This is a genomic window from Mangrovibacterium diazotrophicum, assembly GCF_003610535.1.
Taxonomy (GTDB): domain Bacteria; phylum Bacteroidota; class Bacteroidia; order Bacteroidales; family Prolixibacteraceae; genus Mangrovibacterium; species Mangrovibacterium diazotrophicum.
Genome location: NZ_RAPN01000004.1, coordinates 109,003 through 135,579, shown reverse-complemented (window position 1 = coordinate 135,579; position 26,577 = coordinate 109,003). Strand labels below are relative to the sequence as shown.

Below are 26,577 nucleotides of genomic sequence, written 5' to 3'. Positions count from 1 at the left end.
TATCCCCTACCAGAATCATTTTCGATACCGACAAAGTAAGCTCGAACACCCAAAGATAGAACAACTTAATCTGAGTATGCCCTATCCTATCGCTTTCCTTTGACAAACAGATTTTAACTCGAGATTAAGAATCATTAGAATCTCGTCCATCAACTCCAATTTCTCTTCTGTCATTCGGGAGATATCATGATGAAACCGGTTGATGTGCGCTAAAATTTGAAAGAACCTATCTCCGCCGAGTTTTTCAAAAAGAAACTCCATTTTCTCGAGTCTCGGTTCAGCATACAGACATAGCTTCCACAGACTTCCGGCTGATAAGTAATTGGGCAGATAGCTGAGTCTTGCAAAAACAAAGGTTCGAAAGATTCTAAGCATCGATTTGCCAAACAGGTCTTCCAGCCCTTCCATATTGTCCTGTGCTGAGTTCTTTCGAAGCGTAAAATACTGGGACGTCATCTTAGCTGCAGAGCTGTAGTAATATTCCAGGTCCGGGTATTCAGGCGTATGTCTATGTTCCCAATGAAGAAGGTTGGAGTGTGATGAAAACAGAAGGTTCTCCGGTCGCATTATTTCCCGGAAGAAGGATTGATAGGCAAACAGGTTTGTTTGAATCCAAATACGACTATGACCGATCAAAACCAGGTCAAACTTATCCCCCAGCTTTGCGGTCGCAGTTTGTTGTAACCGCCCCAGGTTTTCCGTGCCAAGCCCTTCCCCAATTAGCAGTATGAAGTAAGTTGTCCGTCGATAACTATCTAGCCGGTCAAAAAAATAGATCTCTTCAACCTCCTTTGTCTTTCTAATTGTTACTACAATCTCTGATAGCTCTTGCTCGATTGGCGAAGCGCAACTTTCTTTGTTGTCGGTCTTCACTTTCCCAAAGGCTTTGATCTTCTTTTTAAGTGCCGCAAATCGAACTGCTACCAACTCATTCATTTTTAGCTCTGTCTCAATAATACTCTCCTGAAGATTCTCATTAAGCCGTGTTTCGTCACCATTTTCGCCTGTTTCTTTTGCTCGCTCCAGCTCTGAAACCAGGTAGTACTCTCTCCCATTTTTTTTGACAAATAGTCCTTCAATTTCCGGTATGTACCCGGTTAGTTGTTTTATCCGTTCGTGTAGATTCACTTTTTCAAAATTGCATCCTATGTAAAGCATCTCCAGGTGACGAACAGCATGTAGAAAGATAGAAAGGTAAGTTAGAAATACTCCGGTTAATGAATCGTGCCGACCAAAGCCATTAGCCTCTGCAAGCAACGTATCGCGATCGTGATAATAGCTCTCCTGGTTTCGCTTGAATTTCTTTTTATAGGATGACCAATCCGCATTTGGACATTCTTCGATCAGTTGAGACCGGTAAATAACGCCGGATCTATGGCAACAGGAAGCAATAAAAGGATTACCCATTTTGTATTCGAATTCCATCTTCCCTCTGAAAATAACATGAAATAGACAATTACTATTCTCCCGACTGTTTCGAATCCATTTTCGGGATCTTATTGTTTGAACGTCCTTAAGTTCTGATGTTACAATGATAAGATGTTCAGGTGTTAGCTCGCTCTCCTGATGATAGAAGATATAAGCAATCTGAAACTCACGGGTTAACTGCTGCAGTTTTTCACTGATAGCTTTGTTCTCCAGTTTCGGGATATCCAAATTTAATATTGTTCTCATGTGTCGATCATTTTAAGGGTACAACACTAATTTCAGATAGTACATGAGCATAATCAATTCTGCATGAGGATAAAATATCTCATCCAACGACAGAACCTACGCAGATTATGAATCTGAATTCACCCAAGAATTGCTTAGAATCCTAGAATCAGGAGCGAATCAAGTCATTCAGATGTTAGGTATATTTTACCGATCCTATTAGCCACCTCCATCTTTTAGTTAACCAAAATTGTTTTATCTTTGAGATAGTTGAAAATATCAAGGTAATATGGAAAGTAAAGTACATGAAGGTCGCAATGTGAAAAGGTTTCGTGAGATGCTGGGAATAAAACAAGATGCGCTTGCTTACGAACTTGGCGAAGGATGGAATCAAAAGAAGATCTCGCTCTTGGAACAGAAAGAGACCATTGAACTGCCCCTTTTGCAACAGATCTCCAGTACTTTGAAAATCCCGGTAGAAGCCTTTCAGAATTTTGACGAAGAAAAGGCTATAAATATCATTTCCAACATCGTGAACAATCATGACAACGCTACAGGAAATTCTTTATTTAGCTACTATCCAACTGTCAATCCAGTTGAGCAAATCATCAAGCTTCACGAAGAAAAGATTGCTCTTTATGAGCGGATGCTGAAAGAAAAAGATGAGATGATGGAACGATTAGAAAAGCTGCTGAAAGATAAATAGTCATTTTCCCTTCATTTAAAAGCTTTCTTAAAGCTTCCGGACCTCCAATACGACAAATGCCCCGAAGCAATCCTGTTCAAAAAACGCAGCAGGTATCAAATACGCGTTTAGCTTTGTTGATAGGCCTAATAAAACCTTAATCATCGCCGGAATCCTTTATGCTCCGATCTATTTCGAATACTATTCAACTGTTGAATATCTAAAAAATCTTTCGGCCGCCCTGCTTTAATCTTACTTGTAATAAGATCCTCATAAGACAATACATTCCACTTTTGGACCTCCGTGCCCTCTATACAGGCAACAACACTATCTTTAAAAGCTTGCTCGAAAGACTTGTTTATTGAAAAATTAGTGATAAGCTCCAAGTCTAAATCAGTTGGTGAAAACTGGACGGATATGTTCTGTCTTTTTTCTTTTACCTCTTTCGGAAAATCGTCAATCTCGTAGCCCATTTCCTTGAAAACCAAAAGCAGATTCTTGAGATTTTCATCCTTCGTACTTATCCAAAAATCAACGTCTGCGGAGTGCCTTTGATAACCATGAAAATTGACCGCTCCACCGCCAACCATTATCATTTGAACCTTATGCTTACTTGCCAACTGGATAAAGGTTGAAATTTTTTCATCCCAGTTATTTTGCATCATACAAATGAATTACGAAGTCTGAAGAATGGGATTGTTTCTTATTTGTTCTGTTAACCGGCAATTTTAAGATCTTCCGACTAAGGCTTAGGAAGGACAAAAACCTTTCTTCCGGAGATAAAGCCAGAAAAGCTTTTTCCTGTTCCTCGTTTGCTTCTTCCTTGGTACGGTATAGAATCTTCATGTTAAGTCCATTTATTCTACCCTGCTAAACTAACAGAATTAACCGATTTATTAACCCATTTATCCCGAAAAAAGTTGGTTCACACGACCTCCACTGAATGCAACCATCTTAAACCATCTGATAAATCTAGTGAATAAGTCCGGACTGGCGGGGTCTAGCGGAGCTTTGCCCAACAGCGAAGATAAAACCGAAACCCGGCTTCCGAAACACAAATCCGCCTCAAAAACAGACTTTTTTTAATAGGAGAATTATGTGTCTAGACTTGCTTTTTAGCTCAGTTCCTTGTTACCAACCGTTTTTATTTTTTTATTCCAAAACTTTCTCCAAATATCAGGTCATCATTGTCATTCCAAGAATACGTGAAATAATATCGTGGAATATCATTTGATTCCTGATGAGTTATATCAATGCAAATCGAATCAGATTTATCTCCCTGTTCATCTATTTGAACACGCACGTCATAAGTCAATCCGTATGCTCTTAACTTTCCATTCACGAAATCTTTCTCAAATTCCTCTTTTAGTGCTTCAATCACTGTCTGGCTTTCAGGAAAATCAGTTTCAGTGTTATTGTAGCCAACAGCAACTAATTTCCCATCATTTCCGATTTTAGCGCCAAATGGATAAAATTCTTTTTCATCATTCAGCATGTGTTCTGCAAATCGATGAGAATAGTCGATTATGGCTTGTATGTCCTTTTCAATGTTCATTCGTCAAATGGTTGGTAACGGGAAGTATATGCAAAGTAGGCGATTGCGGGCTTCAATCGTATCAAACCGTTACAACTTTGAAGCGGACTACAACCCTTGAATTTACTACAATCTCGCCTATTTTGTATATACATTGTTAGGCTGCGTTTTTAATTTAAATTCATATAACTTTTGTACTTTATCTACTCTTTGATACCAATCATTAAAAACCAAATCCAATGAATCAACTGTAAATGTACCAAATTCATAGTTTTTATATTGCTCAATTAAATCAATAAATTTATCCTTTGCAATTAAATTGTTCCGTAGTCGAAATATTGTAGAATGAGCAGTCTGAATAGCGTAGCGTTTGTCTATAGAATGTTGCAAGTCTGAGCTTTTGAAATTGGTTCTCAAATTATCCCGAATTTGTTTTAATGTATTATCTATTAAAAAGCCTTGCACCATTACACAAGATGGTGATGCTGTCAGTCCTTTAAATTGTATTGAAAAAGAAGGAATACCTGATAAACATTGATGAATCATTTCAACATAATTATTTGTTTCAATTTGCGATAACTCAAATCCCTGATAACATGAAATTATAGACATTACAGTAATGTGTATGTCTGATTTGGGATGATAATATTGATTTGGTTCTATCTTTTTAAGATTCGATAAAAAATTATCTATTTCATTCTTTATTTTTTGAGGAGGCCTAATCAGTAACGTTATTCCAAATCTATTATCAGCAGGTGAGTCAATTAGTTTATCAAGGTCATAATTGTCATTTTTATATTTTGTTATGGATTCTTGATATAGATTATTGTAATGTTGCTTTAAATCCATTAGTTATTATCTATTTTGCGAATTACTTTACAAGGATTACCAACAGCTACAGAGTTCGCTGGAATTGATTTTGTAACAACACTTCCTGCTCCAATAACAGAATTTTCACCTATTGTAACTCCAGGTAATATTATTACACCGCCACCAATCCATACATTATTTTCAATTTTTATGGGTAGTGCAAATGTTCTAAAATAAGGTAATCTGGAATCTGAATCCCAATTGTCAACAAGTCTTTCATTTACATCGGTTGAATGCGTTGCTGTATAAATCTGAACATTTGAAGCAATTAAAACATTATTGCCTATTTCTATTTTATTGCAATCAACAAACGTACAGTTGATATTTATAATAACATTATTTCCAACTGAAATATGTCGACCATAATCACAATAGAAAGGAGTATCAATATTTACATTGTTTCCAATATTCCCAAATAGTTCAGTTAATATCTTGCGACGTTTCCCTGAATCAGTACTTATTGTAGAATTGTAGTCTTTAGCTAATTTTCTAGCGTTATGTATTATTTTTTGAATTTCTTCATCAGATGTATTGAATATTTCGCCATCTAAACATTTTTGTAATTCAGTCTTCATAATTCAAATTCTTTTAATGCAAAAATAGAATGGTTAATCCAACATTTTTTTCATCTATCTTAAAAATTAACCTTCAGCCCGAATTGCACTAAGATGTTGCTGAGTCATACCCAAATACGAAGCAATATAACCAAGATTAATACGATTTATTAAATCAGGATTTTCGCTTACAAACTTTTCATATCGTTGTTTTGATGTTAATGTCAAACGGTCAATTCTTAAGTTCTGCATTTTTAATAATACCTCTTGATGAATCGTGCGAGACCAGTTGGCAATATCAATGTCTGTTTTATATAATTCGTTTAGAGAATCAATTGGCATAGAAAATATTATTGAATCTTCTAAAAGTTCTACTAAATCCAATCCTGCTTTTCTGTGATATAAAGAACTTGATGAAAATGTAATATCACCTTCCTTACTAAGCCAATTTGTTACTTCCTTTCCATCAACTAGAAAATAAGTTCTTGCACATCCTTGTTCTATAAAATAAACTGAATTGTCTTTTGTCTCTGCTTTAGTTAATAAGTGATGTTTTGGCAAATGATTTTCTCTTAGTGAATTTGATAATCTTTGAATTGATTCATCAGATACAGGATAATATTTTTTAATTCCTTGAATGATATTTTTTATTTTACTCAAATCCATACACAAAAATATCGAATGATTCTGGTTCGTTCAAATGCAGCCTAACGGCCACTTGCAAGTTGTCGTTGCGGATTTCGAAGAGCGTCAGTGTCCGCCAGGACATGACGGTCAAGAAAGGTGCAGAGACAAAGCACACTACTGCACCCGCAATGCAATTTGCAATTTGTTGGGCACTGTTTTTTTTTAAATTCTATTCAAATATCAATTCAATTAAATGTAGAACTGTCAGTAAAAAACAGGTACTTTCTTGTAAAAACATATTTCTATTTCTTTTCCTCTTTTTTCTAGGCCAATCAAATTCATTTTTTTATTAATTAATTCGAAACTAACAACTGGACTGTCATTAATAGCTATACCTAAATTATTTATATGTACAACATTCCCAATTTTTACAACATCTGCTAGTCCAGTTGATAAATCTGTTTTTACAGAAAGTTGTTTGTTTGGTTTACCATTAGTGTAAATCTCTAACACGTCATTGTTAAAGTTTTCTTCAATAAATAAGTATAACGTATCAATAGAATATTTATCTCTATACACATCTTCTCTCAATGAATCAGCACTTGAAAATTCATATAAGATGGAAAAATTATAGTTTTCTTTATTTATTCTATTCGAATCTGTCTGGCACCCCCATGCACCAAATGCCGAAGAGATTATTAAGTAAATAAGTTGTTTGTACTTATTTGTCATTTTTCGAATCTATTATGTATTTATCAATTGTCATTTTCTTGGTCAAAATGGTGCCCAACGGTTGGTACATGTTGTCGGGGCGGATTTCGGAGAGCGTTCCTGTCCGGAGGACACGGAACTGCGATGCGAGAATCCGCAGTTGGCGTACCACCAAACCCCGCGCTGCAATATGTACTGTGTTAGCGGTAGTTTTTCATTTTATTTAAGGTAGTTCTCCAGACTTTTTAAATATGAATCTCGGAACTCTTCTATAGCAGTTGAGTCTTGAATTCTCTTTTGGGGAGAAAATGGATAAGCCTCATCATCGATAACTATTTCGTAATCGGCAATTTTTGAAGGATTATTAATTTGTTCGGGACCAAATAAAACTCTCAAGCAAACGCTATTCTCAACCTTGTAATTCACAACCGTATCTTGCCCGATAAAAATTGGAAAATCAACCTTATACGGGTAGATAAAGTCATTTTTGTCAACGATATAATTACAATGAGAGAAGTCGGGCGTTCCATATTTATCTATAATTTTCTGATAAATTTTAGATTCAAACGTGATTCTTTCTGTATCTCTCCCTGCACTGTTTCCATTTACTAATAATCTATTTAAATTTTCAGATTTCCCCTCGTCAAGAAGATAGTGAACTTTTTTCGCCGTTTTTATTTGCTTGGATTCGAGTGAACCACAGGATTGCAATACAACTAAGCATAAAAGTAAGATTCTAAAATTGGTCATGTTGTTCTGTTTTTAAATTACCGCTAACGGTTGGTACATGTTGTCGGGGCGGATTTCGGAGAGCGTTCCTGTCCGAAGGACACGGAACTGCGATGCGAGAATCCGCAGTTGGCGCACCTCCAAACCCCGCCCTGCAATATGTACGTTGTTACACACAGTTATTTCTTGCTATATTTTTGGATTAGTCTCTCTAATTCTGGTTGACTCTCCGATTTTATATACAAAGTGTCATTTGAAAGCATATCCACAAATTCTGTTGCTTCCGATTTGTTTTGGCTTTTGCAGTCTTTAAAATATTGGATAAAAACATCATAACTGTCATAACCAAAGAAATAGTCGTAATCACCAATTTTGTCTTTATATTTTTCATGGACAGCACGACCAAAAAAAGAGTTGATTCTATCTAATAAACTCGATTTCTCTTTGTTGTATAATTCTTGATATTTCTTATTTAGCTTGAATAATTCTTTTACAAAGTCGGCAAAAACGGGATTTTCAAATTTTGTCTGCGCGACTTTAAAATCATTCATTGATAATGAAATACCAGCTTCTTTTTCATCTCTTAATGGGGTTGAAAATATTAGAGAAATCTTTTCGGAGTTCTTATTTTCGATCAATTTATATTTATATATAACATATTGCCCAACCTGTCCAGCAATGATGTGGTTAAAGTATGTTGAACTGTCAGTAAAGTAGATTTTAATATTTTGCTCACTGTAAGTTATTGAGTCAATTTTTATTGAATTAAAATCTGTTTCGTAAGTAATACTTTGTCCATTTTTTTTAATATTCTGATTACATGAAATTGTCAATAAGAGAACAAGCCCAATTATTATATGTCCAATTTTGTCTTTCATAATTGTGTGTAACGTTCGCGGGTATGAAACGTACCGGATTGCGGAGCTGCGAATGTATCCCCCGTGATAAACCACGATGCGGGAGGAAACGCTTGAAAACCCACTGAAACCGGTATGTTTTATGACCCGTTGTTGGCGGTATGTGCATTTTTATCCTTTTAATAATTCATCAAATTTCTCCTGATAAACAGTTTCTCCAAAATCACGTGGAGACTTTCCATGCTTATTTTTTGTCTCAATGTCAGCGCCTGCTTTATAAAGCTTATGAACTATACTAAAATCACCTTTTGCATTGAAAATCGCAGTCCAAATCGGTGAATTACCATGTTCATCTCGAATATTTACATTCGCTCCTTTTACAATCAATAAATCAGTTAAATCTGAATTTTTATTTAAGGCGCAAAAATGAAGAGATGAATAACCTGATTTGTCTTGAAAATCAATATCAGCTCCATTATCTATAGCAAACTTCGCAATCTCAAAATTCCCTTTGGCAACAGAATTTATCAGAATTGTTCGTCTGTATTCGTCAAAAGCATTGATTCCATATTTATTAATCAACATCTGAAGCACTTTTTTATCATTCTGAGCAATATAACTATCAATATTACTCAATTCTGAATCTACTTTTAATGGTCTACCTGCTCTTGCCATATTTAATTTTTATTTTTTTTCTGGTGTGGAGGAGGGGAATCGAACCCCTCTTGCCCTAATCCTAAATAAGATTACCTGTAATCAATAGTCTCCATGCCATTCATCGGAGTTAATCCTATCTCCACATGAGGGCAAATGCTCCAACTACTATTAAATTAAAAGAATCTTTCATAGTCATCAAAATTAAATCAATTAGCAATATTGTATTTGCAGAGAAAGAAATAACTCCGACTATGGACATAGCAAAACTAATTGTCATAGTAATCTTTAAATTTAGGCTCCTTTATCTCTTATCGAGATTATTTTATCAAAGAACTATCATATTGCCGAGGCATTTTTTGCATTACCGCCAACGTTAAATGTATGAGTAGTAGCGGACTTCAAAGCGGTTTCGTATCAAGTTACAAAGTAGCCAAAGCTGCACCTTAGCTAAATAGTCAATTCGGCAGATTTGGCGGGGATGATTAAAGCTACAAACGCCCGAATACCAACAGAAACCGCTATTACTTATACATATTGTTGTGCTTTCGTGCTTTATTATTTGTCTTTCCATCGTTTAATAAACCATGATTCAAAATAATCATTTGTTTCTATGATTTCATGAGAATCAGGTTTGGTTTTATATAAATCAATCAGTCCTTTTGGAATAATTGCATAATCAAATTGCCATAGCTTTGTTGGGTCAGGTATTCTAATTCCGTCAAAGTCTTCACCGTCTTGCGCTTCGTCAGTGAAATATGTCCCTGTTTGGCAAAATTCGGTCGCTAATTCTTTCGTCAGGGATTTTACAAGTCCGTATGTTTCAGCATTAAATTCTCCAGTCCTAAAATCTCGTAATCTCTCAGCCTCAATTAATAAGTCAGCAACAATCCAGTTGTCTCTGAATGTCTTGTCCAGTCCTTTTGTATAAACCATAAAAAGAGGTCGAACTGGAATGTCCGAATATTTTGTTTTATAAAATCCAGTTTCCGTTAATGATGAATACACAAATCCATTATCTTCTACTTTCCATTCAAAAGAATCGAATGCAGATTTCACTTCATTATTCCATAAGTCAATTCGCTTTAAAACATTAGCAAACTTATCAAGTGTTGGATTGTAATTTTCACCTGATAGTTTTTCAAAAGTCTGTATGTTACTCAATTCTGGCATTTCAATTATTCTGTTCTAAAGTGGTCAAATTCGACCAATTTACATATCAAATCCGAGTTGTTTATTGGTTTGCACTGTCTTTCTTGCATGAAGCACAACGGTCACTTGTATGTGGTCGGGCGGGATTTCTGGAAGAAATCATGTCAGACCTGCAGGAAGTAGCAACACTGGTTTGACAAGTCAAACCGAGATGACACCCGCCTGCCATATTACAAATTGTTATGCATTGTAATTTATTTTCCAATCATTTTTTATCATTACTTTCTGTTGCAGGGTCTTGGTCAAATTAAGTAATTGCTTGGCATGTTCAATTGATACCAGCTTGAAATAATTGCTTATCAATGTGTCATCAAAAAGGCGAATGGTAATTCTGTTCGTCTCGCCATTTTTCTTAAAATTCCCTTCTGAGAAATTCCAGTCTTTTGAACCATAGATGTTGTCATAGACAATTTGAATAGATTTTATCTCATCTAAAAAATATTTTCTGTCTGAAATTTTTACGCCAGATTCATCGATTACAATTTCATCTGTGAAGAAACCATTCAAATCTTGCTTTCTTCCATATTTAAAGTCTCCGTAACGATTGTACCAATTTAGGACACCTACTCCTACAGCACAAATCATGTAAATCCAGAAATTGTTAAATCCCGAAGCATAATTCAAAAGCATAATCCCTAATAGTCCAACGATTATCCATATTAAAGGAAACTTCTTTGGAGGCTCAACCTTCTCAAAAATGTATGATTTAAATTCAGCCATTATTTATTCCTGGGTGTCCTTTCATTATTATGCATAACGGTCACTTGTATGTGGTCGGACGGGATTTCGAAGAGAAATCCTGTCAGACCCGCAGGAAAGTGGGCGAAAGGTCTGACTTGTCAGACCGCTAAAACCCCCGCCTGCCATATACAATTTGTTGTGCGTTCGTGCTTTTATTTTTAGTCATTTAGTTTTATACTTTATTTTTAAATCGTTTGGTAATTTCACCCATATATGATTTGGAAGTCCAATTTCTTTCTTTTCATTCAACTTTTTGTCTCCGCTCCAAGTAGTTACAAATTCCCAGTAAACAAGAAAAAGGTTTTCGTTATGTATAAATTCCATCCAACCTTCTGCCACTAAATTTTCCATGTTGTCAAAGACGGAGATACCAGAAAAATTCTCTACTTTCCCATCAAGAACATTTGTGTCATGCCCTTCAATACAGCTTTCTGACCAATCGAATTTTAAGTCAGGTTTGTCCACCCCGTAAAATTTTAAGTCATTAAGAAGCTGTTTTTCCACTTCATTTTTCAGTTTAGGTCCCATTTTATCTGCAAAACCTAAATCCATGTAATTGGGTTTATTATGGTTCATGAGTTAGGAATTTGATTTATAAATTCAATTCCTCCAATTCTTCCGTCTTTAAGTATATCAAGTACAATAGTTCCTTCCTTTTCATGTTCGAGGACTATGTTTTCCTCAATTTGCCATTCAGAACCGGGTTGATTTGGTCGCTCTCCTGACACAAAACTGATATATGGTTGCCTTATCCATTTTTTTCTTTCAGACTTTTTCAATTGGTCAATCAGGTCAACTCTGTCAGGTTCTTGTTCCTTTATCATTTCAATTATCCATTCAATATCAAAATAAGGCTCAATCATTTGCAGTTCTTTTTAGCATGACGCACAACGGTCACTTGCAAGTTGTCGTTGCGGATTTCGAAGAGCGTCAGCGTCCGCAGGACGAAGACGGTCAAGAAAGGAGCAGAGACAACGAACACCACTGCAACCGCAATGCAATTTGCAAATTGTTATGGGCTGCTTTTTCATCTTGTGTAATAAAACCAGTTACTTTGATAGTTATTGTCAAAATTTTCTTTACTGTCAAGTTTGATTTTAAAATCTTCTCTTTTGATATAATCAAATTCATCATACTCTTTAAGTAAATCAAAATAGCAGTCAGCTAAATATTTCTCAATTCCTTTTTTCGAATATTCTTCTATTTGTTTGTCTGTGTAGAAAAAGAATGTTGTATCATACCAAAGTCTAAATATCTTCCATAAGTCATTGATGTCAAGGTTTTTTATCAATTCCTCAATCCTGTATTCTGGAATCAGATTGTTGGCTTCGTCTTTTGCAATACTCTCAAAATCTTTAATTACAATGAACAGGTTGTCCAAATCCAGTTTAGACCCTAAATTAGTTTTTAACCAGTTAACTATTGTTTTCTCTTTCTCGCTGTCGAGGAAGTACATATCCCGATAGAACGCATTCTTTTCCTTTTCACGTTCCAAAATTATCATGACTCGAGGTCGCTTTGTGACTTCAATTATTTCGTATGTCACATTGAGGGGACTTATAGAATATGTTAGAACCATCCAATTCGCAAATTGAATAAATTCCTTCTTTATACTCGATTTTCCCTGTCTAATAAGTTTCGATTCAATGTATTCTTTGTCAGAAGAAACAATCATAGTTCAATTCATTTAAAGTTGCCCATAACGGTGAGTATATGCAAAGTAGGCGATTGCGGGCTTCAAACCTATCAAACCGTTACGATGTTGAAACGGGCTACAACCGTTGAATTTATTACTATCTCGCCTATTTTGTATATACATTGTTGTGGGTAGTTATTACTTCAATCTTCATTTTTCATAAAGTCTAAAACCTCATTAAAGTACTGGTTTAAATCATTATATGGTTCTTCTCCTGGAATCCATGAAGCAAATTTCCAGTATCTCCAATTAGTGTTTTTTGAATCAGGTGGAATTATTAAAAATAGTTGTTCTTCACCAATTCCCGCAATAATAATACTTTGTTCTAATATTTCTCCGATTTCTACATTCCCTGTCTGCTTCCAGATTTTTATCAATTCTGGGTCAATATTTTTTAGATAATCAATCTTGTTAACAGGGTGAAAGGTTGGTTCAACTGTATTGAAGGCATGGAATCCATTTGCAATCAATAAGAAATCCTTGTAATCTTCAGGTAATTTTATTTCTAGTCTTTTTTCATTCTCCTCAATTATATTCAGTGTAGCTGGTTCATTACCAAACCACTTTAATTTAATTTGGCTTTCTGAATATTCAAATTCTGCTAATCTTAGCATTTGTTCAGCTATTGAATTTAAAGTCATTTTCATACCTTTCGAACTGTTTTTTTGGAGTTTAAAACTGCAGAAACTATTAAGCTTATTGGCTAAGTCTTGACATTCCTTAAATTTATTAAGTTGACATCCATGACAAGGTTTTAAAAAGTAATAAAACCCATTTCTTTCAAAACTTTGAAAAAAGGGCTGATTTGTATTGATAAAATCAAGACAAGACTGTACCAATAGAAATTGAAATAGATTCTTTGTCAAAGTTGTGTCATTATGGGAATAATCGAATACTATATATCTCACTTTATGGTCTATTGAGTCATTCTCATAAATAAAATTCAATACACCAACCATCTCTCGGTCAGCATAAGTTAAGTATTGAATCTTCTTCTCAATGTTAATATGCCAACCAATCGGGAGCTTATAATTAGTCCAATCAGATTCAAAATCCTGTCCTTTTGTGGTGAGGACAAAGGATGTAGAAATCAAAAGTAGTATGTATCGTAGTATCTTCATTTTAATTACCCACAACGGTCACTTGCAAGTTGTCGTTGCGGATTTCGAAGAGCGTCAGTGTCCGACAGGACATGACGGTCAAGAAAGGAGCAGAGACAACGCACACCACTGCACCCGCAATGCAATTTGCAAAATGTTAGCCTTTCGTTTTTTTATTTTCCCATTCAAGGTCTTCAATTTTCCAAGTATATTTTTTTACCTCATCTGCGACTTCTTTTAATTCCTTGTCATCGTTGACAGTCATTAAAAGCTCGTCACTAATTTTGTAAAGTGTTTTGTAGGCATAAAACGCTCTTTTTCTCAATTGCTCAAATCTTTCTGAGTCAATCTCTGAATTGATTTCTTCAAAATTTTCATCGTCCCAATTGAAATCGGTTTGTCTCAATTCAAATTCGCTCTCCGCTTCGTTTGTTGCCTTAAATCCGAGTTTTATAGCTACGCTTTTAGAGTTTATATAATTTGTTTCTCCAATTGCACCTTTTTCAATTGTTATTCTTTGAGTTTCTCTTTCGTCATAAAACAAATACGGAAGAATTGATTCTTTTAATGCGGTTGTCAGATAACCTTGTTTTCTCTTTTTAGGAACTATATACCAATGTAAATCATCATACATGTCAAGCACTGCTCCGACATATTCATTTGTTTCATTTCTTATGAAAAAGAAACGATAAGAACCAAAGTTTCCTGTAACCTTGTCTGTCATTTTAGGTTGTTTCGACCATACTTTTGCAACGTCAACAGTTTTACTTATTTGTCGAGTGAAAATTGATTCACCTGCTTTTCCGTTATTAAGTCGGTCAATATATTTTCGAATTTCTCTTTCTGTCATCTAAGTGGCTGTTTTTCTTTCTTTTAAAATGAAGGCTAACGGTCACTTGCAAGTTGTCGTTGCGGATTTTGAAGAGCGTAGTCCCGACTCGTCGGGATGACGGTCAAGAAAGGAGCAGAGACAACGAACACCACTGCACCCGCAATGCAATTTGCAATTTGTTAGCAACCGTATTTTTTTATTTATCAATTATTACCTTAAAATATTTCATCTCATATTTAAAATCACTACCAACATTTAAAATCTTTCCTTCATATTCCAAGGAATCATAATTCTGCATTTCTGTAATTTTAATATTGAGAGTTAGTTTTCTCTTTTGTTTACTAATAATTTGCCCTGTAATTACGTAATCATAATCTTCTTCCGTGCAGTCTTTACAAAGTGAATAATGAGTACTTATTCTTTTTCCTGTTGTATCTATTCCAAATGGGATTTTTACAATGTCTCCTTTATTTAAAGCGTTGAAGTCTTCTTTATTCATTTTTCGTAATTCCTTCAATTCTCTACTAATGTTATCAAGGGCAGGTTTGTCAGGTGTAAATTCTCTGTCATAACAAATTGCATTTGTTTTAAAGATTCCTTTCGAATAAGCATCAGAATGAATAGTAGGGATTTTATCATATCTTTCTTTTCGAAGTCTATCAATTTTTCGAGAGGTCATAAAGTCATAAATAACATAGTTCATCATTACAACTTCGACAGTATCACAATCTTTCCTCAATTTAATTTCAGCCCACTCCATACCGATATAGCCAAACAACAAACTTTCTGTTTCTTGAGGAATGCTAATTATAAATCGACCATCCATATCAGTTTTTCCAAGAACTACATTATCGGAGTTTTGAATATTAGCCATTGGCAGTGGTTCTAAATCCTCAGAAATCACTCGTCCTATTATAGTTCGGGTTTGTCCATTGAGGTTTAAACTTAAAAGGAGTGAGGCTAATATCAATATTTTAGACATTCTCATTTTCGATTTCAATATGGTTGCTAACGGTCACTTTTATGTGGTCGGGCGGGACTTCGAAGAGAAATCCTGTCAGACCCGCAGGAAGTGGCAACACTGGTTTGACTTGTCAAACCGAGACTCCCCCCGCCTGCCATATTACAATTTGTTACCGCCAGTAATTTTATTTTTTAATTTCAGTTCCTTTATATTGTCGAATCGTTACACAAATTACTGTTTGTCTGACACTTGTTTTAGTCAAATTTATATTCGCTATTATTCAGAGGAGCAAAGAATTCCACTTTTCCACATTTGGGGCACACATATAAGTCAAATGACTCTCGATTAACAAAAGCCTCAAATATATTTCCCAAGATTCCAATTTTTGGTCCCTCATGAAATTTGTATTCTCTAGTGAATAACATAGGCACATTGCACCTTAAACAGTCAATTTGTTTTTTATTCTCGTTTAAATCTTTTATGTCAATTATTCCTTGCTCAGTCAGGCTGTAGTTACAATTCCAACATAGTTCGAAATTATCTTCGATTTCCGCGTTGCAATTTGGACAGTTCTTCATTGGTTTATTCGTGTTTGTTTATCGTATTTTATTCATTATTGGCGGTAACGGTTGGTACATGTTGTCGGGGCGGATTTCGGAGAGCGTTCCTGTCCGAAGGACACGGAACTGCGATGCGAGAATCCGCAGTTGGCGTACCACCAAACCCCGCCCTGCAATATGTACTGTGTTACCGCTAGTGTTTTATTCATTTGTTATGTTACAATAAAATGCTGCCTTTCTTAAAATATGTCACGTTACAATCTTTTATAAACTCTCCAAGCGAGAAATCTTTTTTTGCTTTCTCGTTAGTCAATTCAATAAAGCAAATTTGAGGGTTCATGAATCCAAGTCTAAACAAGTAGAATTTAAATCGTCTTTGTTTTGGTGACTTTTCAATGGACTTTAGTTCTTCAAAGTCTGATATTCTCAAACTGTCAGTTCGAGACATATTATAAAAAAGCCTTTGTGATTCAGATAAAGAATCAAGTTCCTGTTTTGTTTTTGTCACAGTATCAATATTCCCAGTTATGATGCCTGGATAGAAAATTCCGTTCTCTAAAAGATATTTTAATTCATCGCTTGGATTATCAATGATTAGAGTCTTTTCGTCAAATTTGTATGAGTTGCTGTCAAGTTTGATAATCTTTCCAGTAAATCTTGGATATAATTGAGTTTGATAGTTTTCTTTAAAATTTTCCTTTGCCCACTTTAATTCCAACTTCGCCTGAGTTTGAGCATTTATTTCATTGTCGAGTCCAAATAAAGTCAGACACGTAAGTAGAATTGCTGGCAATGTTTTAATGAGTTTATTCATCTCAATATGCTTTGGCTTTTTTCAACATTAGCGGTAACGGTGGTGGTATGAGGTCGTGGTGGTCAGACGAGAGTCTGACAGTCCGACCGAGACGGGGCAGAAACGAGATTCGACCGTGTCGAATCGAGCCGAACCCCGCCATGCCTTATACCGCGTGTTGTGCTTTCGTACTTTCATTTTTTATTTTTATCAGTCAGGGTATCTTCATTGTCTGAGATGTCAAATCCCTTAAAAAATCCTTTTTTTATTGATTCTAAAGTCTTTTCCTTCGTGTGAACAGGTCTATCATAATGCTCTGATATAATATTTGCAAGCCTATTAATTTTCTGGAATCTACTTGATTTTGCTATTTCAATCATATTCGAGTTTTTGTCTAGCGCCACCAACTCGAAAGTTTCATTCTCAATTAATCTGTCTGCCTTGCTTCTAGATGCAGTACCAGGAATACTCACTAATCTTTTATTAGTTGTGATTTGAAATTGGTCAATCTCTTTCAAATGGATTATTGACGAATCAGTTTTTATCAAATGGTATTCAATTACCGAAAGTTTCTCACCGTCAATCCGAATTGTCGTAAAATTTCGAAGAACAAAAAGCAATACAATTATTATCCACAAACCAGTCCAAACAGATTGTCCTTTGTAAATGAAAATAATGGTCAATATTATTAATGTCACTATGCTAAAAAGTAATAGTGGAAATGATAGATTGCTAATTCTTCTTGTCATTTTGTCTTTTTTCAGTATGAAGCACAACGGTGGTGGTATGAGGTCGTGGCGGTCAGACGAGAGTCTGACAGTCCGACCGAGACGGGGCAGAAACGAGATTCGACCGTGTCGAATCGAGCCGAACCCCGCCATGCCTTATACCGCGTGTTGTGCTTTCGTACTTTCATTTTTTATTTTTATCAGTCAGGGTATCTTCATTGTCTGAGATGTCAAATCCCTTAAAAAATCCTTTTTTTATTGATTCTAAAGTCTTTTCCTTTGTGTGAACAGGTCTATCATAATGCTTTGATATAATATTTGCAAGCCTATTAATTTTCTGGAATCTACTTGATTTTGCTATTTCAATCATATTCGAGTTTTTGTCTAGCGCCACCAACTCGAAAGTTTCATTCTCAATTAATCTGTCTGCCTTGCTTCTAGATGCAGTACCAGGAATACTCACTAATCTTTTATTAGTTGTGATTTGAAATTGGTCAATCTCTTTCAAATGGATTATTGACGAATCAGTTTTTATCAAATGGTATTCAATTACCGAAAGTTTCTCACCTTCAATCCGAATTGTCGTAAAATTTCGAAGAACAAAAAGCAACACAATTATTATCCACAAACCAGTCCAAACAGATTGTCCTTTGTAAATGAAAATAATGGTCAATATTATCAATGTCACTATGCTAAAAAGTAATAGTGGAAATGATAGATTGCTAATTCTTCTTGTCATTTTGTCTTTTTTCAGTATGAAGCACAACGGTTTGCCGGTATGAAACGTTGCGCATTTCGAAGCTCTTTCGTACCAAGCCGTTGCTGCCGTTGATTAATTGTTATGTTGTTCAAATTTACCACAATCCGCGCAATGTTTTATGACCGGCTGTTAGGGCGCGTTATTTATAGTAGCTGCAATCACAAATGAAATTATTAGTAATCCTGTTAAAATTAACAAAGCAGCAACCGTAATAATATTATCCCAAACACTTAATTTTTGTTTATGCTGATTTAACCAAGATTCTAGGCTGGTATTAAATTGAAAGTCTCTATTTTGATACTTAAAACTAATAAACATAAAAAATCTGTCAATTGCTGTAAATATTAATGGAGTTATCAATGTGATACTAGCTGTTGTATTGTCAAAATTAAGTTCATTTATTAAAAATAATCCGAATAGTCCAATTACTGCAAGACCAATAGAAATCTGCCAACGAAGTCTGTAAGTAAACCATTTTGCATTACGTAAATGAGTCGCAAATAGATTGAAAAAAAACGCAATCATTGCAACTATGTATCCAGGTATAAAACTTTCCATTTATTTGACTTAAATAAAATTCTCTTCTTTCATTAAATTATAAGCAATATCTGTTTCCGATTTACCTCCAGTTAATGTACCAGGTAGCATAATCAAGCGTTTTTTAGTTTTTCCTTTATCATCAGTAAAAATCACTACAAATCTGGCTCTTGTCAAACCAGTAATTCCTTTTACAAATTTTGTATGCTGAATCGATTGTCTTTCAATTACTGGTGTTGCAGAATTATTCAAACTATTAAAAATCCCATAAATCAGATAGATGGAAAATAACAACAATAATATTGCACTAAAATCGTCATGTTTATTAAAATTCTCAATCGCAAAATAGATTAATGCAATCGAAATCAATACGTAAATTATTAAAATCCGATTTATAGTATTACCAACCGTTACATTTGCAATATTTCCTATAATCCCGTCCCTTGTTAAAACAATCTTATCCGCTAAAATATGACAATATCCAGTTTTCGTCTTAAATCTTTTCTCTGTCTCCATAGTTGCAGTGTGTCTGTTAATGCGCCCTAACTAGTATATAAATACACCCGTAGGTGTTGTTATTTTGTTTATCTCGAAGTCGTAGGTGTTGTTATCCCCCCAAAAACGGTAGTATAACAACACCTATTATGTTGAGTCGTTGAAAATTTCATCTAGTGGGTTTTTGATTCCTTCAATATGCTGTTTGGAAACGTGAGTGTAAATTTCAGTTGTTTTTGATGACCCATGCCCCAACAGTTCTTGAATATATCGCAAATCAACACCTTGCTCCAACAGGTGAGTTGCAAAAGAGTGTCGTAGCATGTGAGGTGTTACGTGTTTTCGTATACCAGCTTTGTTGCATGCCTCTTTTAAAATTTTTGCTATACTAGAGGCACTGTATGCTTGCCCTGGATCGGGACCTTCAAATAACCAATATTGGGGGCGGTATTGTTTGTAATAATCTCTAAGATGCTTTATTAATCCTGCTGACAATAAGGAGTATCGATCTTTTTTCCCCTTGGCTGCCTCAATCCGAATAAGTCCGCGGTCTGAATGAATATCACTTAGTTTAAGATTAATCAGTTCGCCTCGCCTTAAACCGGCTGAATAAATTAGCGACAAAATACATCGATGTTTTAAATTGTTCGATTTGCCAATGATTAATTTTATTTCGTCTTTGCTTAATACCCGGGGTAACGGCTGCGATTTTCGCGGGCGATCAATCGAAAATCTCATCCGTTCTTGATCTAGAACCTTTTCGTAATAGAACTTAATGGCATTGATGCGTTGGTTCTGTTGGCTGGCCGAAATTCTACCATTTTGAACAAGTTCAAGAATATAAGCATTTACTTCTTCTTCCGTAATTTGGGCAAGGTCATACTCCCGAAAATGATAGGCGTAGTCTTTAAAATATGCCTCATAAGTTCGAACAGTACTAGGACTGTACCGTCTTTGTGCTAACTTTTCTAAATAACCATCGGGGAGGCTCACTAATTTTCGGTAACTGTAATCAAAAGACGGCCTCGGTTCTACTTTTTTAACTGACAGAGTCTTTAACGCCTTATATTCCAACCAGGCTTTCCCCCGAAACACGTCAAAAAACCGGTGCAAATCAAATTGTTCTTTGGGGACATACCAACAACCCAATGTTTGGCTCCAGCTAGCATGATCAAACTGTTTCACAATCGCCACAAGCTCCGCATCGTAAGCAAAATCAATCCGAACAACGGACTTGCTCCGATGCGTTGCAAAGCTCAGCTTGATGTTCCTTTCTAGTGGCATGTTGATGATTGGTTTCTATCACTAATTTACAAAAAATACAATTAGTAACTACCATCCAATCATAATTCTAACTGAATACAAAAAACAGTTTATACACATTTTTCGTACAATAACAACTGGAATTGTGGATTTGAATTCAAGCTTCGTCGAAGATACAACAATGTCACGTTGTTCTATGTGTATTGCCTTTAACACTAAATATTACTACTTTTGAAAATAGAGTTCAACTCATAATGAAATAAACCGAGTCAAATCTCAGGTGAGTTAAACGGTGAGTTCTCAGCTTGAAATATTCGATATACAACTATCAATAAACGACTTACAGATACCAAAATCAATCCTGGTATCCCGACAAAATTTAAACCCGCTGTAAATCAAGCATTTGCAGCGGTTTTTTGCGTTTATACCCCTATTATACCTTGTTTTTACTGTTGTTTTTTTACTGCAAATAGTGTAATATTGTTATCAGATTGTGTCACTTTTGGTCTTTTGGGAGCATTGACTGACCTAAAAACTGACCTAGAAAAAGAGGCGTTTTTAACTGGCGAAAAAAAGGACTGGCGCACGAATTACACGAACACGACACACTAAATAATAGTATTATGGCAACAGTAAATAATTTGTGTTACTGTTACTTTTCATTGTCTTCAGATTCAATTCCGACGACGGAATCCGGAGCATAATAAACACCGATTTTATCCCAATGCATCTTCATTTTTTTCAGTGCCCGTTCGAATTCCCCAAAGTTCTTGTTTTCGATTTGTGTCCATCCAACTTCAGCATAGGCTGCTATTCGCGGAAAAACCATAAAATGCATGTACCCGTTAGTCGGAATCCATTCACCCCACATTTGACATCCCATACCAATCACTTTATCATGATACCGAGAATCCAGCTCTTCAGGAATTGGATTAAAAGAATATGCCTTTTGCAAAGGAATATCGACATAGTCGTAATCGAGGTAAGTGTATGAATGCAATGAATTCACAATTTCATAGCCCTCACTGGCAGCTTGGCTAATAAGCTCCACGTCTCCCTTCCAAAAGTGGATTACTGTTTGACGGGCCAGTTTCTGTTTTACCTGAGTATCCGCCTCATCCTGATATTCGTGGAGATTATGCCCCAAAATTTCATTCCATCCCATCATTCTTCTCCCTTTTCCCTGTAAATACCGAGAAATACTATTGGTGAAATAGACTTGCAGGTCTGCCGGAGTTTCCAGATTATTCTCATTCATGTAAGCCTGCACAGATAAAGATTGCTTCCAATGATCGTATTTAACTTCATCACCACCGATGTGTATTACCATTGACGGGAATAACTCAATTACCTCATCGAGCACATCTGTAAGAAATTGATAGACTTTCGGATCGCTCAAATCATATACGTCCGTACCAACGCCAAAACGAATTGGCACCTCAATTTCATCTTTGGCTGTCCCCAGCCAAGGGTATGATGCGATCGCCGCAGATGAGTGTCCCGGCATTTCGATCTCAGGAACGATTGTAATATGCCTCTGCGCTGCGTAGTTAATAATTTCCTTGATTTCATCCTGAGTGTAATATCCTTCGTGCGTTTCACCCGACTGAATCGGGCTCTCCCACTTCAGCGGTCCCACTTGCGTACTTTCCCTCTTTGAACCAATTTCGGTCAGAAGCGGATACTTTTTTATCTCGATACGCCACCCCTGATCATCAACCAAATGCCAGTGGAAAATATTCATCTTCAAGGAAGCCATTTCGTCAAGTAGCATTTTCACCTGATCCGCGCCTTTAAAATATCGGCTTTCATCAAGCATAAAAGCCCTCCAAGGGAAACGAGGTGAATCTTTGATTGACACTCCGGGAATCGAAATATCGTTGACCGCAGAAACACCATCATTCGGGGGAAGTAGCTGTTTCAGGCTTTGAATCGCATAGAACCACCCCGTGTTATCAGACGCACTGATTTCAACGCAATTGGCGTTTACATTTAGTTCGTATCCTTCGGAGGGCAAATTCCGCTTGAGAGTGAATCTGATACACTTCTCTTTTTCTGTTGCCAACGATTTTAGTTCGAGTTTTAAACCATATTCACAAGCAAAGTATTCCCGTAGGATCAACGCGGTACTTTGGCTCTCGACTCCAGAAACGATAAATAGACGCGAGTCTAATAGAAAATTGTCATTGGTTTCAACCATCTCCTTCGGCTGTGGTATGATCCGAATATTTTCTGCGGAAACGGCAAAAAAGCCTAATGTAAACGATAGCAAAAACAAACATAAAACCTTCATTTTATACACTTTTTATCATTATTAGTAACTCTTAAAAGAAATAGGCGGTTTGCTAGGTTTAGCCACGAATGCAATTCATCAATGACAAGCGATTATTGCATACATCCTACAACCATTTTTAGAATTTATAACTCAACGTTATCTTTCTTTCCTGTGGATATTTCGGTTCACTTCGATTGGATTGCTTACTTTGCATGTCCAAATATCTTTTGCTAGATTATTTTTTGAGCAATCGGATCCCATTTGACAACTCGTTTCTCCACATAAGACTTATGCGCCATTATACAAGCGATACCTTCTTGATAGGCCATTTCGATATTCGCACTCGGCATACCTCCATTTCGAATACAGTTTAGCCATTCTCTTAAATGGAGGTGAGTAACATCCACGTTCTGTCCATTAATGGCAGTTGTCGTTAATCCCCGGGCTGCATAGTATTTTTCGGATGCGGATGAGACAGCATCAATTTGTTGCGCATTGGAACTAAAGGAAATAATCGGAGAGTTAGGATCAATTACCCCTGATTGGATTCCTTTGCTATAGCGCGTTGAGTTCCTATCTACTCGAATAACAGCATCACTTCCCAACTCCAAAGAGGCATCATGCCCCATAAATATTCGTCCGCGATTGTGGCTGGAAGCGAGATTTCCGCTATAAACCATCGTTAGGTCATGATTCGGATACTCAAAAACACAGTGAAGTGAATCTGGCATCTCTCGGTTATTCTTCCAATAATAAATTCCTCCTGAGGATACTACTGAATGTGGAATTCCTATCCCCAGCAACTGATTCACCGCATCAAACTCATGGGTAAACAGTTGCCCAATCATCCCTGTATCATAAGCAAACCACTTAGTCCAGTTATAAAATCGGTCGACTGAAAATGGTGCATATGGAGCATTTCCGAGCCATTGCTCCCAGTCAATCATTTTTTCACTACCGGGTTTAAGATTTCCATTGGCATCCAAATGTCTTATCCAGGCTTCACTCGCGCTGTTTCTGTTTGAGGTTGTTTCAACCAAAGTTATCTTTCCCAGAATGTTCCTTTTTATTATTTCTTTCGCCTTTTTAAAAACAACACTTTGGGTTATCTGATGTCCCAGTTGATAGACTATTTTACTCTCTTTTACAGTCCGGTAAAGTTCATTTAATTCCTCCTCGGTGAGTGCCACACTTTTTTCACAGTAAACATGTTTACCCGCTTTTACTGCATCAATTGCCATGCGGGCATGATGATGATCCGGAGTAGCTATAATCACCGCATCAATTTCTTTATCTGCAAGCATGTCTTGGTACGTCTGATAACGTTTAACAGGCAACGATAGCTTACGACCCCCATCAGATATGTCATTTGATGCGGTATCCAAGCCATTTTGCGCGTGCAAATCAAACACATCACAAATACCCGTTATGGCCACGTTTAATGACTTTTGTCCGAGAATAACATTCTGTTTTCCCAATTTCGTATCGCATGGGTGCACAAAACCTAAAGCTTGCGCCAATGAGGTTGCACGGGTACCGAAACCAATGAAGCCCACCCTGACCAATTCACTATTAGCTTTGGTATCGCCATAATCCATTTCGGAGAAATCAGCTGTATCCAATCCGAGCTCTTTTAGCACGGATTCTCTGGCTCCTAAATCATAACTTCTTTTCTTTAATATCTCAAATCCCAAAAGACCAATAACAGGAACCCCTGCCAAAGCTTTCAATAATGATCTACGTGGCATTTGGGACCGATGACCATCAGATTGATTTTTAGAATGATTCTCGTTTTCAGCAGTCATCATTTCGTATTCTTTAAAGTTTTCAGTTTACTGGTAAAAGCATCTAATCCAAAAATCCTATTGGTAGGAAACAGCGCCAACACGCAAAGCGACAATGCTTCTATCAATGTTTCATCAATCAAGAGATTATTCCCATCTACCGGGCTAGAATATCCGCTTCCGATGAGGGGGGGATTACATAGAAAATAAAACAATAGAATAGTAGCACCTGAAATAACTGCCCCTCGGAAGAAAAGCCCAAGTACAACTCCTAACCCAATAGATATCAGTCCCCATGTATTTAGAAAGTCGACGAGATTTAAAACCACGGGATTCGATACTATCCAATCGCTCATTCCAGTGAACAGACCTCGAGTTTGTTGCAAGAAGACTAATGATGACCACTGAGGAGATAATGCTTTTGCCAGGCCTTCATATAATATATGCCAGCCAACCGAAAAGCGTAACAACAATAAAAATGTCAACTGTAAGTTTGAAAAACTGTCCTTGGAATTATTCATAACACGAATATTTTCATTACTCTACTATTTCTAATAATAAAACGATAGTCCTCAATATCTGCAGCTTGAAGGTTGCATTGTTTTATATTGAAATCGTCTTTATTCTGAATAGACACAAACAGCAATCGACTAATCATCTTTATTATCAATCAAATTACAACTATTCACCCGCGCAGTTAGCGTTCTGTATCAGGTCATCAAAAGGCCATTGACAATCCCTGTAAAAGAAGCATCACATCACAGTATTATCGGGAAAACATTCGGATAGTGTATTTCCATATCGAATATATTCTGAATTGTAAAGAGAAAGAATTACATCGCAGACGCCGTCCACCAATAACTACAAAACCCTCACTATCTACAACATATGCACAAGCATCGTTGATCTATCCGTCTTTACTCATAAATTTTTTTTACTGTTAGTTGTTCTCAGATGCCTCCATCGAAAAAGATTTAACTTCTTTTGTGCCTATTTTTTCGATCACTTCTCGATTTAAATCCTCCCGTATTATCGGGAGGATTTTGACTTGCCAAACAAAAAACAATCAATGAAAAGTTACCCTATGTGATACTTCAATAGGTAATAGTATTGGGAAGACAAAATCTAACGGGAAAAAGGAAGTTTTTTTGTCGAGATCTAAAATGACCCGAGAGAGAGATTCTACTTTAGCCGAGCTTATTCTGTGATAAAAATTGCAAAGAATAGTAACATGCCAAGGTTGTTGGGTGAAATATGCTGACGTAGGAACTTAATGGCAGCTGAGATATTATTGTCAACGGTACCGGGAGCGAGATTCATTTCTTTGGCAATCTCTCGCGTAGATTTCCCTTCTTTCCGGCTTTTTATAAAAATGGCCTTTTGTTTTGCCGGTAATTTGTCGATAAGCTTATCCAGTTCTTCAATTGTCGCTCTGTATTCCAATTGCTCTTCCAGATCAACAATGTTATTTTCGGAGATACTTTTTTCTAGAAGAAATCTGGTATGCCTTCTCTTTTTCCGAAAATGCAGACATATATTATGATATGCGATAGTAAAAAGATACGATTTTAAAGAAGCTTCTTTTTTTAAGTTCTTTCTGTTTTCCCATATCTTCAAAAATACATCCTGAACCAACTCTTCAGTTTCTTCTTTAGACTTCAAATACCCCAACGCAAATCCAAATAGTCTGTCTCCATACTTCGAGAAAATTTGATCGAACGCATCAATGTCTCCATTGCAAAATTTTTCAACTAACTCATAATCCAAAGTATGTTCATTCGATCTCATTGCTACACAGTAATGTTTGACGAATATAAAAAAATTAATCAATCGTGTTCACTTCTACTCCGGAAAAACAAAATTTGTAAATTATAATCTTCCAAACCGAACATTTAGACACAAAAAAATTTAAGAATCCTTTACTCTCATTGTAAAAAACAATGAATGCTGAAACGGAATTCAG

General features: G+C 36.0%; 30 protein-coding genes and 1 tRNA gene. 1 reads left to right on the top strand and 30 read right to left on the bottom strand.

From position 1 onward, the window contains the following. Window positions 1–81: 81 nt before the first annotated feature. Entirely contained in the window at window positions 82–1,674 is a 1,593-nt protein-coding gene (locus tag BC643_RS20225; RefSeq protein ID WP_120275106.1) for a hypothetical protein, read from the bottom strand. A 268-nt stretch (window positions 1,675–1,942) separates the two neighbouring features. On the opposite strand from BC643_RS20225, the gene BC643_RS20220 reads away from it, so the two are divergent. Further along, window positions 1,943–2,359 (top strand): helix-turn-helix domain-containing protein, encoded by a 417-nt coding sequence (locus tag BC643_RS20220; protein WP_120275105.1) that lies wholly within the window; start codon window positions 1,943–1,945, stop codon window positions 2,357–2,359. Between the two features lie 140 nt (window positions 2,360–2,499). On the opposite strand, the gene BC643_RS20215 is transcribed toward BC643_RS20220, so the two are convergent. The 29 genes from BC643_RS20215 to BC643_RS20075 all read right to left on the bottom strand — a co-directional run bounded on the left by BC643_RS20215 (window position 2,500) and on the right by BC643_RS20075 (window position 26,402). Beyond that, window positions 2,500–3,003, bottom strand: coding sequence for a nucleotidyl transferase AbiEii/AbiGii toxin family protein (locus BC643_RS20215; protein WP_245995034.1), 504 nt, complete (start codon window positions 3,001–3,003; stop codon window positions 2,500–2,502). Between the two features lie 479 nt (window positions 3,004–3,482). Continuing rightward, a complete protein-coding gene (locus tag BC643_RS20205) occupies window positions 3,483–3,893 on the bottom strand; it encodes a hypothetical protein (protein ID WP_120275102.1) in 411 nt (136 codons plus the stop codon). 117 nt (window positions 3,894–4,010) lie between these two features. Next, window positions 4,011–4,721 carry a 2'-5' RNA ligase family protein gene (locus tag BC643_RS20200; RefSeq protein WP_120275101.1) on the bottom strand — a complete coding sequence of 237 codons (711 nt, stop codon included), beginning with the start codon at window positions 4,719–4,721 and terminating at the stop codon, window positions 4,011–4,013. Further along, complete coding sequence (locus BC643_RS23690; RefSeq protein ID WP_120275100.1) at window positions 4,721–5,317, bottom strand: sugar O-acetyltransferase; 597 nt, start codon at window positions 5,315–5,317, stop codon at window positions 4,721–4,723. The genes BC643_RS20200 and BC643_RS23690 overlap by 1 nt, the downstream gene beginning before the upstream one ends. 66 nt (window positions 5,318–5,383) lie before the next feature. Next, complete coding sequence (locus BC643_RS20190; RefSeq protein WP_120275099.1) at window positions 5,384–5,962, bottom strand: Crp/Fnr family transcriptional regulator; 579 nt, start codon at window positions 5,960–5,962, stop codon at window positions 5,384–5,386. Between the two features lie 225 nt (window positions 5,963–6,187). After that, window positions 6,188–6,655 carry a hypothetical protein gene (locus BC643_RS20185; protein WP_120275098.1) on the bottom strand — a complete coding sequence of 156 codons (468 nt, stop codon included), beginning with the start codon at window positions 6,653–6,655 and terminating at the stop codon, window positions 6,188–6,190. A 198-nt stretch (window positions 6,656–6,853) separates the two neighbouring features. Continuing rightward, the gene (locus BC643_RS20180; RefSeq protein WP_120275097.1) at window positions 6,854–7,384 is read right to left on the bottom strand and encodes a hypothetical protein; all 531 of its coding nucleotides are present in this window, start codon (window positions 7,382–7,384) and stop codon (window positions 6,854–6,856) included. 158 nt (window positions 7,385–7,542) lie between these two features. Then, window positions 7,543–8,241, bottom strand: coding sequence for a hypothetical protein (locus BC643_RS20175; RefSeq protein WP_120275096.1), 699 nt, complete (start codon window positions 8,239–8,241; stop codon window positions 7,543–7,545). Between the two features lie 150 nt (window positions 8,242–8,391). After that, window positions 8,392–8,895, bottom strand: a complete 504-nt coding sequence (locus BC643_RS20170; protein WP_120275095.1) for an ankyrin repeat domain-containing protein — start codon at window positions 8,893–8,895, stop codon at window positions 8,392–8,394. Window positions 8,896–8,916: 21 nt separating this feature from the next. Beyond that, window positions 8,917–9,020: transfer RNA gene (locus BC643_RS23440), tRNA-Ser, on the bottom strand. Between the two features lie 412 nt (window positions 9,021–9,432). Further along, a complete protein-coding gene (locus BC643_RS20165; RefSeq protein WP_120275094.1) occupies window positions 9,433–10,047 on the bottom strand; it encodes a hypothetical protein in 615 nt (204 codons plus the stop codon). A 219-nt stretch (window positions 10,048–10,266) separates the two neighbouring features. Next, window positions 10,267–10,806, bottom strand: a complete 540-nt coding sequence (locus tag BC643_RS20160; protein ID WP_147377289.1) for a hypothetical protein — start codon at window positions 10,804–10,806, stop codon at window positions 10,267–10,269. A gap of 183 nt (window positions 10,807–10,989) precedes the next feature. Beyond that, entirely contained in the window at window positions 10,990–11,403 is a 414-nt protein-coding gene (locus BC643_RS20155; protein WP_120275092.1) for a hypothetical protein, read from the bottom strand. After that, entirely contained in the window at window positions 11,400–11,690 is a 291-nt protein-coding gene (locus BC643_RS20150; protein ID WP_120275091.1) for a hypothetical protein, read from the bottom strand. The genes BC643_RS20155 and BC643_RS20150 overlap by 4 nt, the downstream gene beginning before the upstream one ends. A 164-nt stretch (window positions 11,691–11,854) precedes the next feature. After that, entirely contained in the window at window positions 11,855–12,502 is a 648-nt protein-coding gene (locus tag BC643_RS20145) for a hypothetical protein (RefSeq protein ID WP_120275090.1), read from the bottom strand. Between the two features lie 164 nt (window positions 12,503–12,666). Then, window positions 12,667–13,170, bottom strand: coding sequence for an SMI1/KNR4 family protein (locus tag BC643_RS20140; protein WP_120275255.1), 504 nt, complete (start codon window positions 13,168–13,170; stop codon window positions 12,667–12,669). A 610-nt stretch (window positions 13,171–13,780) separates the two neighbouring features. Then, on the bottom strand, window positions 13,781–14,473 hold the full coding sequence (locus tag BC643_RS20135) for a GNAT family N-acetyltransferase (RefSeq protein ID WP_120275089.1): 693 nt from the start codon (window positions 14,471–14,473) through the stop codon (window positions 13,781–13,783). 178 nt (window positions 14,474–14,651) lie between these two features. Continuing rightward, window positions 14,652–15,437: a peptidase associated/transthyretin-like domain-containing protein gene (locus BC643_RS20130; protein ID WP_147377288.1), complete on the bottom strand. Its 786-nt coding sequence runs from the start codon at window positions 15,435–15,437 to the stop codon at window positions 14,652–14,654. 595 nt (window positions 15,438–16,032) lie between these two features. Further along, window positions 16,033–16,188: a hypothetical protein gene (locus BC643_RS23435; RefSeq protein ID WP_170154640.1), complete on the bottom strand. Its 156-nt coding sequence runs from the start codon at window positions 16,186–16,188 to the stop codon at window positions 16,033–16,035. Between the two features lie 8 nt (window positions 16,189–16,196). Continuing rightward, complete coding sequence (locus tag BC643_RS20120) at window positions 16,197–16,793, bottom strand: hypothetical protein (protein WP_120275086.1); 597 nt, start codon at window positions 16,791–16,793, stop codon at window positions 16,197–16,199. Between the two features lie 173 nt (window positions 16,794–16,966). Next, window positions 16,967–17,521: a hypothetical protein gene (locus tag BC643_RS20115; RefSeq protein ID WP_147377287.1), complete on the bottom strand. Its 555-nt coding sequence runs from the start codon at window positions 17,519–17,521 to the stop codon at window positions 16,967–16,969. Window positions 17,522–17,684: 163 nt separating this feature from the next. Next, window positions 17,685–18,239: a hypothetical protein gene (locus BC643_RS20110; RefSeq protein WP_147377286.1), complete on the bottom strand. Its 555-nt coding sequence runs from the start codon at window positions 18,237–18,239 to the stop codon at window positions 17,685–17,687. A gap of 150 nt (window positions 18,240–18,389) precedes the next feature. Beyond that, complete coding sequence (locus BC643_RS20105; protein WP_120275083.1) at window positions 18,390–18,818, bottom strand: hypothetical protein; 429 nt, start codon at window positions 18,816–18,818, stop codon at window positions 18,390–18,392. A gap of 9 nt (window positions 18,819–18,827) precedes the next feature. After that, window positions 18,828–19,313, bottom strand: a complete 486-nt coding sequence (locus BC643_RS20100; protein WP_120275082.1) for a phosphoribosylaminoimidazolesuccinocarboxamide synthase — start codon at window positions 19,311–19,313, stop codon at window positions 18,828–18,830. A gap of 126 nt (window positions 19,314–19,439) precedes the next feature. Continuing rightward, window positions 19,440–20,576 (bottom strand): tyrosine-type recombinase/integrase, encoded by a 1,137-nt coding sequence (locus BC643_RS20095; protein WP_120275081.1) that lies wholly within the window; start codon window positions 20,574–20,576, stop codon window positions 19,440–19,442. Window positions 20,577–21,207: 631 nt separating this feature from the next. After that, the gene (locus BC643_RS20090) at window positions 21,208–22,848 is read right to left on the bottom strand and encodes a beta-N-acetylhexosaminidase (RefSeq protein WP_120275080.1); all 1,641 of its coding nucleotides are present in this window, start codon (window positions 22,846–22,848) and stop codon (window positions 21,208–21,210) included. A gap of 212 nt (window positions 22,849–23,060) precedes the next feature. Then, window positions 23,061–24,638, bottom strand: a complete 1,578-nt coding sequence (locus BC643_RS20085; protein WP_120275079.1) for a Gfo/Idh/MocA family protein — start codon at window positions 24,636–24,638, stop codon at window positions 23,061–23,063. Continuing rightward, complete coding sequence (locus tag BC643_RS20080) at window positions 24,635–25,135, bottom strand: DoxX subfamily (RefSeq protein WP_120275078.1); 501 nt, start codon at window positions 25,133–25,135, stop codon at window positions 24,635–24,637. Before BC643_RS20080 ends, BC643_RS20085 begins: the two co-directional genes overlap by 4 nt. A gap of 676 nt (window positions 25,136–25,811) precedes the next feature. Beyond that, window positions 25,812–26,402 carry an RNA polymerase sigma factor gene (locus BC643_RS20075; protein WP_120275077.1) on the bottom strand — a complete coding sequence of 197 codons (591 nt, stop codon included), beginning with the start codon at window positions 26,400–26,402 and terminating at the stop codon, window positions 25,812–25,814. Window positions 26,403–26,577 lie beyond the last annotated feature (175 nt).

Coding starts and splice junctions, on each gene's coding strand:
- BC643_RS20225 (WP_120275106.1), bottom strand. CDS start 1,674: ATGAGAACAATATTAAATTTGGATATCCCGAAACTGGAGAACAAAGCT.
- BC643_RS20220 (WP_120275105.1), top strand. CDS start 1,943: ATGGAAAGTAAAGTACATGAAGGTCGCAATGTGAAAAGGTTTCGTGAG.
- BC643_RS20215 (WP_245995034.1), bottom strand. CDS start 3,003: ATGATGCAAAATAACTGGGATGAAAAAATTTCAACCTTTATCCAGTTG.
- BC643_RS20205 (WP_120275102.1), bottom strand. CDS start 3,893: ATGAACATTGAAAAGGACATACAAGCCATAATCGACTATTCTCATCGA.
- BC643_RS20200 (WP_120275101.1), bottom strand. CDS start 4,721: ATGGATTTAAAGCAACATTACAATAATCTATATCAAGAATCCATAACA.
- BC643_RS23690 (WP_120275100.1), bottom strand. CDS start 5,317: ATGAAGACTGAATTACAAAAATGTTTAGATGGCGAAATATTCAATACA.
- BC643_RS20190 (WP_120275099.1), bottom strand. CDS start 5,962: ATGGATTTGAGTAAAATAAAAAATATCATTCAAGGAATTAAAAAATAT.
- BC643_RS20185 (WP_120275098.1), bottom strand. CDS start 6,655: ATGACAAATAAGTACAAACAACTTATTTACTTAATAATCTCTTCGGCA.
- BC643_RS20180 (WP_120275097.1), bottom strand. CDS start 7,384: ATGACCAATTTTAGAATCTTACTTTTATGCTTAGTTGTATTGCAATCC.
- BC643_RS20175 (WP_120275096.1), bottom strand. CDS start 8,241: ATGAAAGACAAAATTGGACATATAATAATTGGGCTTGTTCTCTTATTG.
- BC643_RS20170 (WP_120275095.1), bottom strand. CDS start 8,895: ATGGCAAGAGCAGGTAGACCATTAAAAGTAGATTCAGAATTGAGTAAT.
- BC643_RS20165 (WP_120275094.1), bottom strand. CDS start 10,047: ATGCCAGAATTGAGTAACATACAGACTTTTGAAAAACTATCAGGTGAA.
- BC643_RS20160 (WP_147377289.1), bottom strand. CDS start 10,806: ATGGCTGAATTTAAATCATACATTTTTGAGAAGGTTGAGCCTCCAAAG.
- BC643_RS20155 (WP_120275092.1), bottom strand. CDS start 11,403: ATGAACCATAATAAACCCAATTACATGGATTTAGGTTTTGCAGATAAA.
- BC643_RS20150 (WP_120275091.1), bottom strand. CDS start 11,690: ATGATTGAGCCTTATTTTGATATTGAATGGATAATTGAAATGATAAAG.
- BC643_RS20145 (WP_120275090.1), bottom strand. CDS start 12,502: ATGATTGTTTCTTCTGACAAAGAATACATTGAATCGAAACTTATTAGA.
- BC643_RS20140 (WP_120275255.1), bottom strand. CDS start 13,170: ATGAAAATGACTTTAAATTCAATAGCTGAACAAATGCTAAGATTAGCA.
- BC643_RS20135 (WP_120275089.1), bottom strand. CDS start 14,473: ATGACAGAAAGAGAAATTCGAAAATATATTGACCGACTTAATAACGGA.
- BC643_RS20130 (WP_147377288.1), bottom strand. CDS start 15,437: ATGTCTAAAATATTGATATTAGCCTCACTCCTTTTAAGTTTAAACCTC.
- BC643_RS23435 (WP_170154640.1), bottom strand. CDS start 16,188: ATGAATAAAACACTAGCGGTAACACAGTACATATTGCAGGGCGGGGTT.
- BC643_RS20120 (WP_120275086.1), bottom strand. CDS start 16,793: ATGAATAAACTCATTAAAACATTGCCAGCAATTCTACTTACGTGTCTG.
- BC643_RS20115 (WP_147377287.1), bottom strand. CDS start 17,521: ATGACAAGAAGAATTAGCAATCTATCATTTCCACTATTACTTTTTAGC.
- BC643_RS20110 (WP_147377286.1), bottom strand. CDS start 18,239: ATGACAAGAAGAATTAGCAATCTATCATTTCCACTATTACTTTTTAGC.
- BC643_RS20105 (WP_120275083.1), bottom strand. CDS start 18,818: ATGGAAAGTTTTATACCTGGATACATAGTTGCAATGATTGCGTTTTTT.
- BC643_RS20100 (WP_120275082.1), bottom strand. CDS start 19,313: ATGGAGACAGAGAAAAGATTTAAGACGAAAACTGGATATTGTCATATT.
- BC643_RS20095 (WP_120275081.1), bottom strand. CDS start 20,576: ATGCCACTAGAAAGGAACATCAAGCTGAGCTTTGCAACGCATCGGAGC.
- BC643_RS20090 (WP_120275080.1), bottom strand. CDS start 22,848: ATGAAGGTTTTATGTTTGTTTTTGCTATCGTTTACATTAGGCTTTTTT.
- BC643_RS20085 (WP_120275079.1), bottom strand. CDS start 24,638: ATGATGACTGCTGAAAACGAGAATCATTCTAAAAATCAATCTGATGGT.
- BC643_RS20080 (WP_120275078.1), bottom strand. CDS start 25,135: ATGAATAATTCCAAGGACAGTTTTTCAAACTTACAGTTGACATTTTTA.
- BC643_RS20075 (WP_120275077.1), bottom strand. CDS start 26,402: ATGAGATCGAATGAACATACTTTGGATTATGAGTTAGTTGAAAAATTT.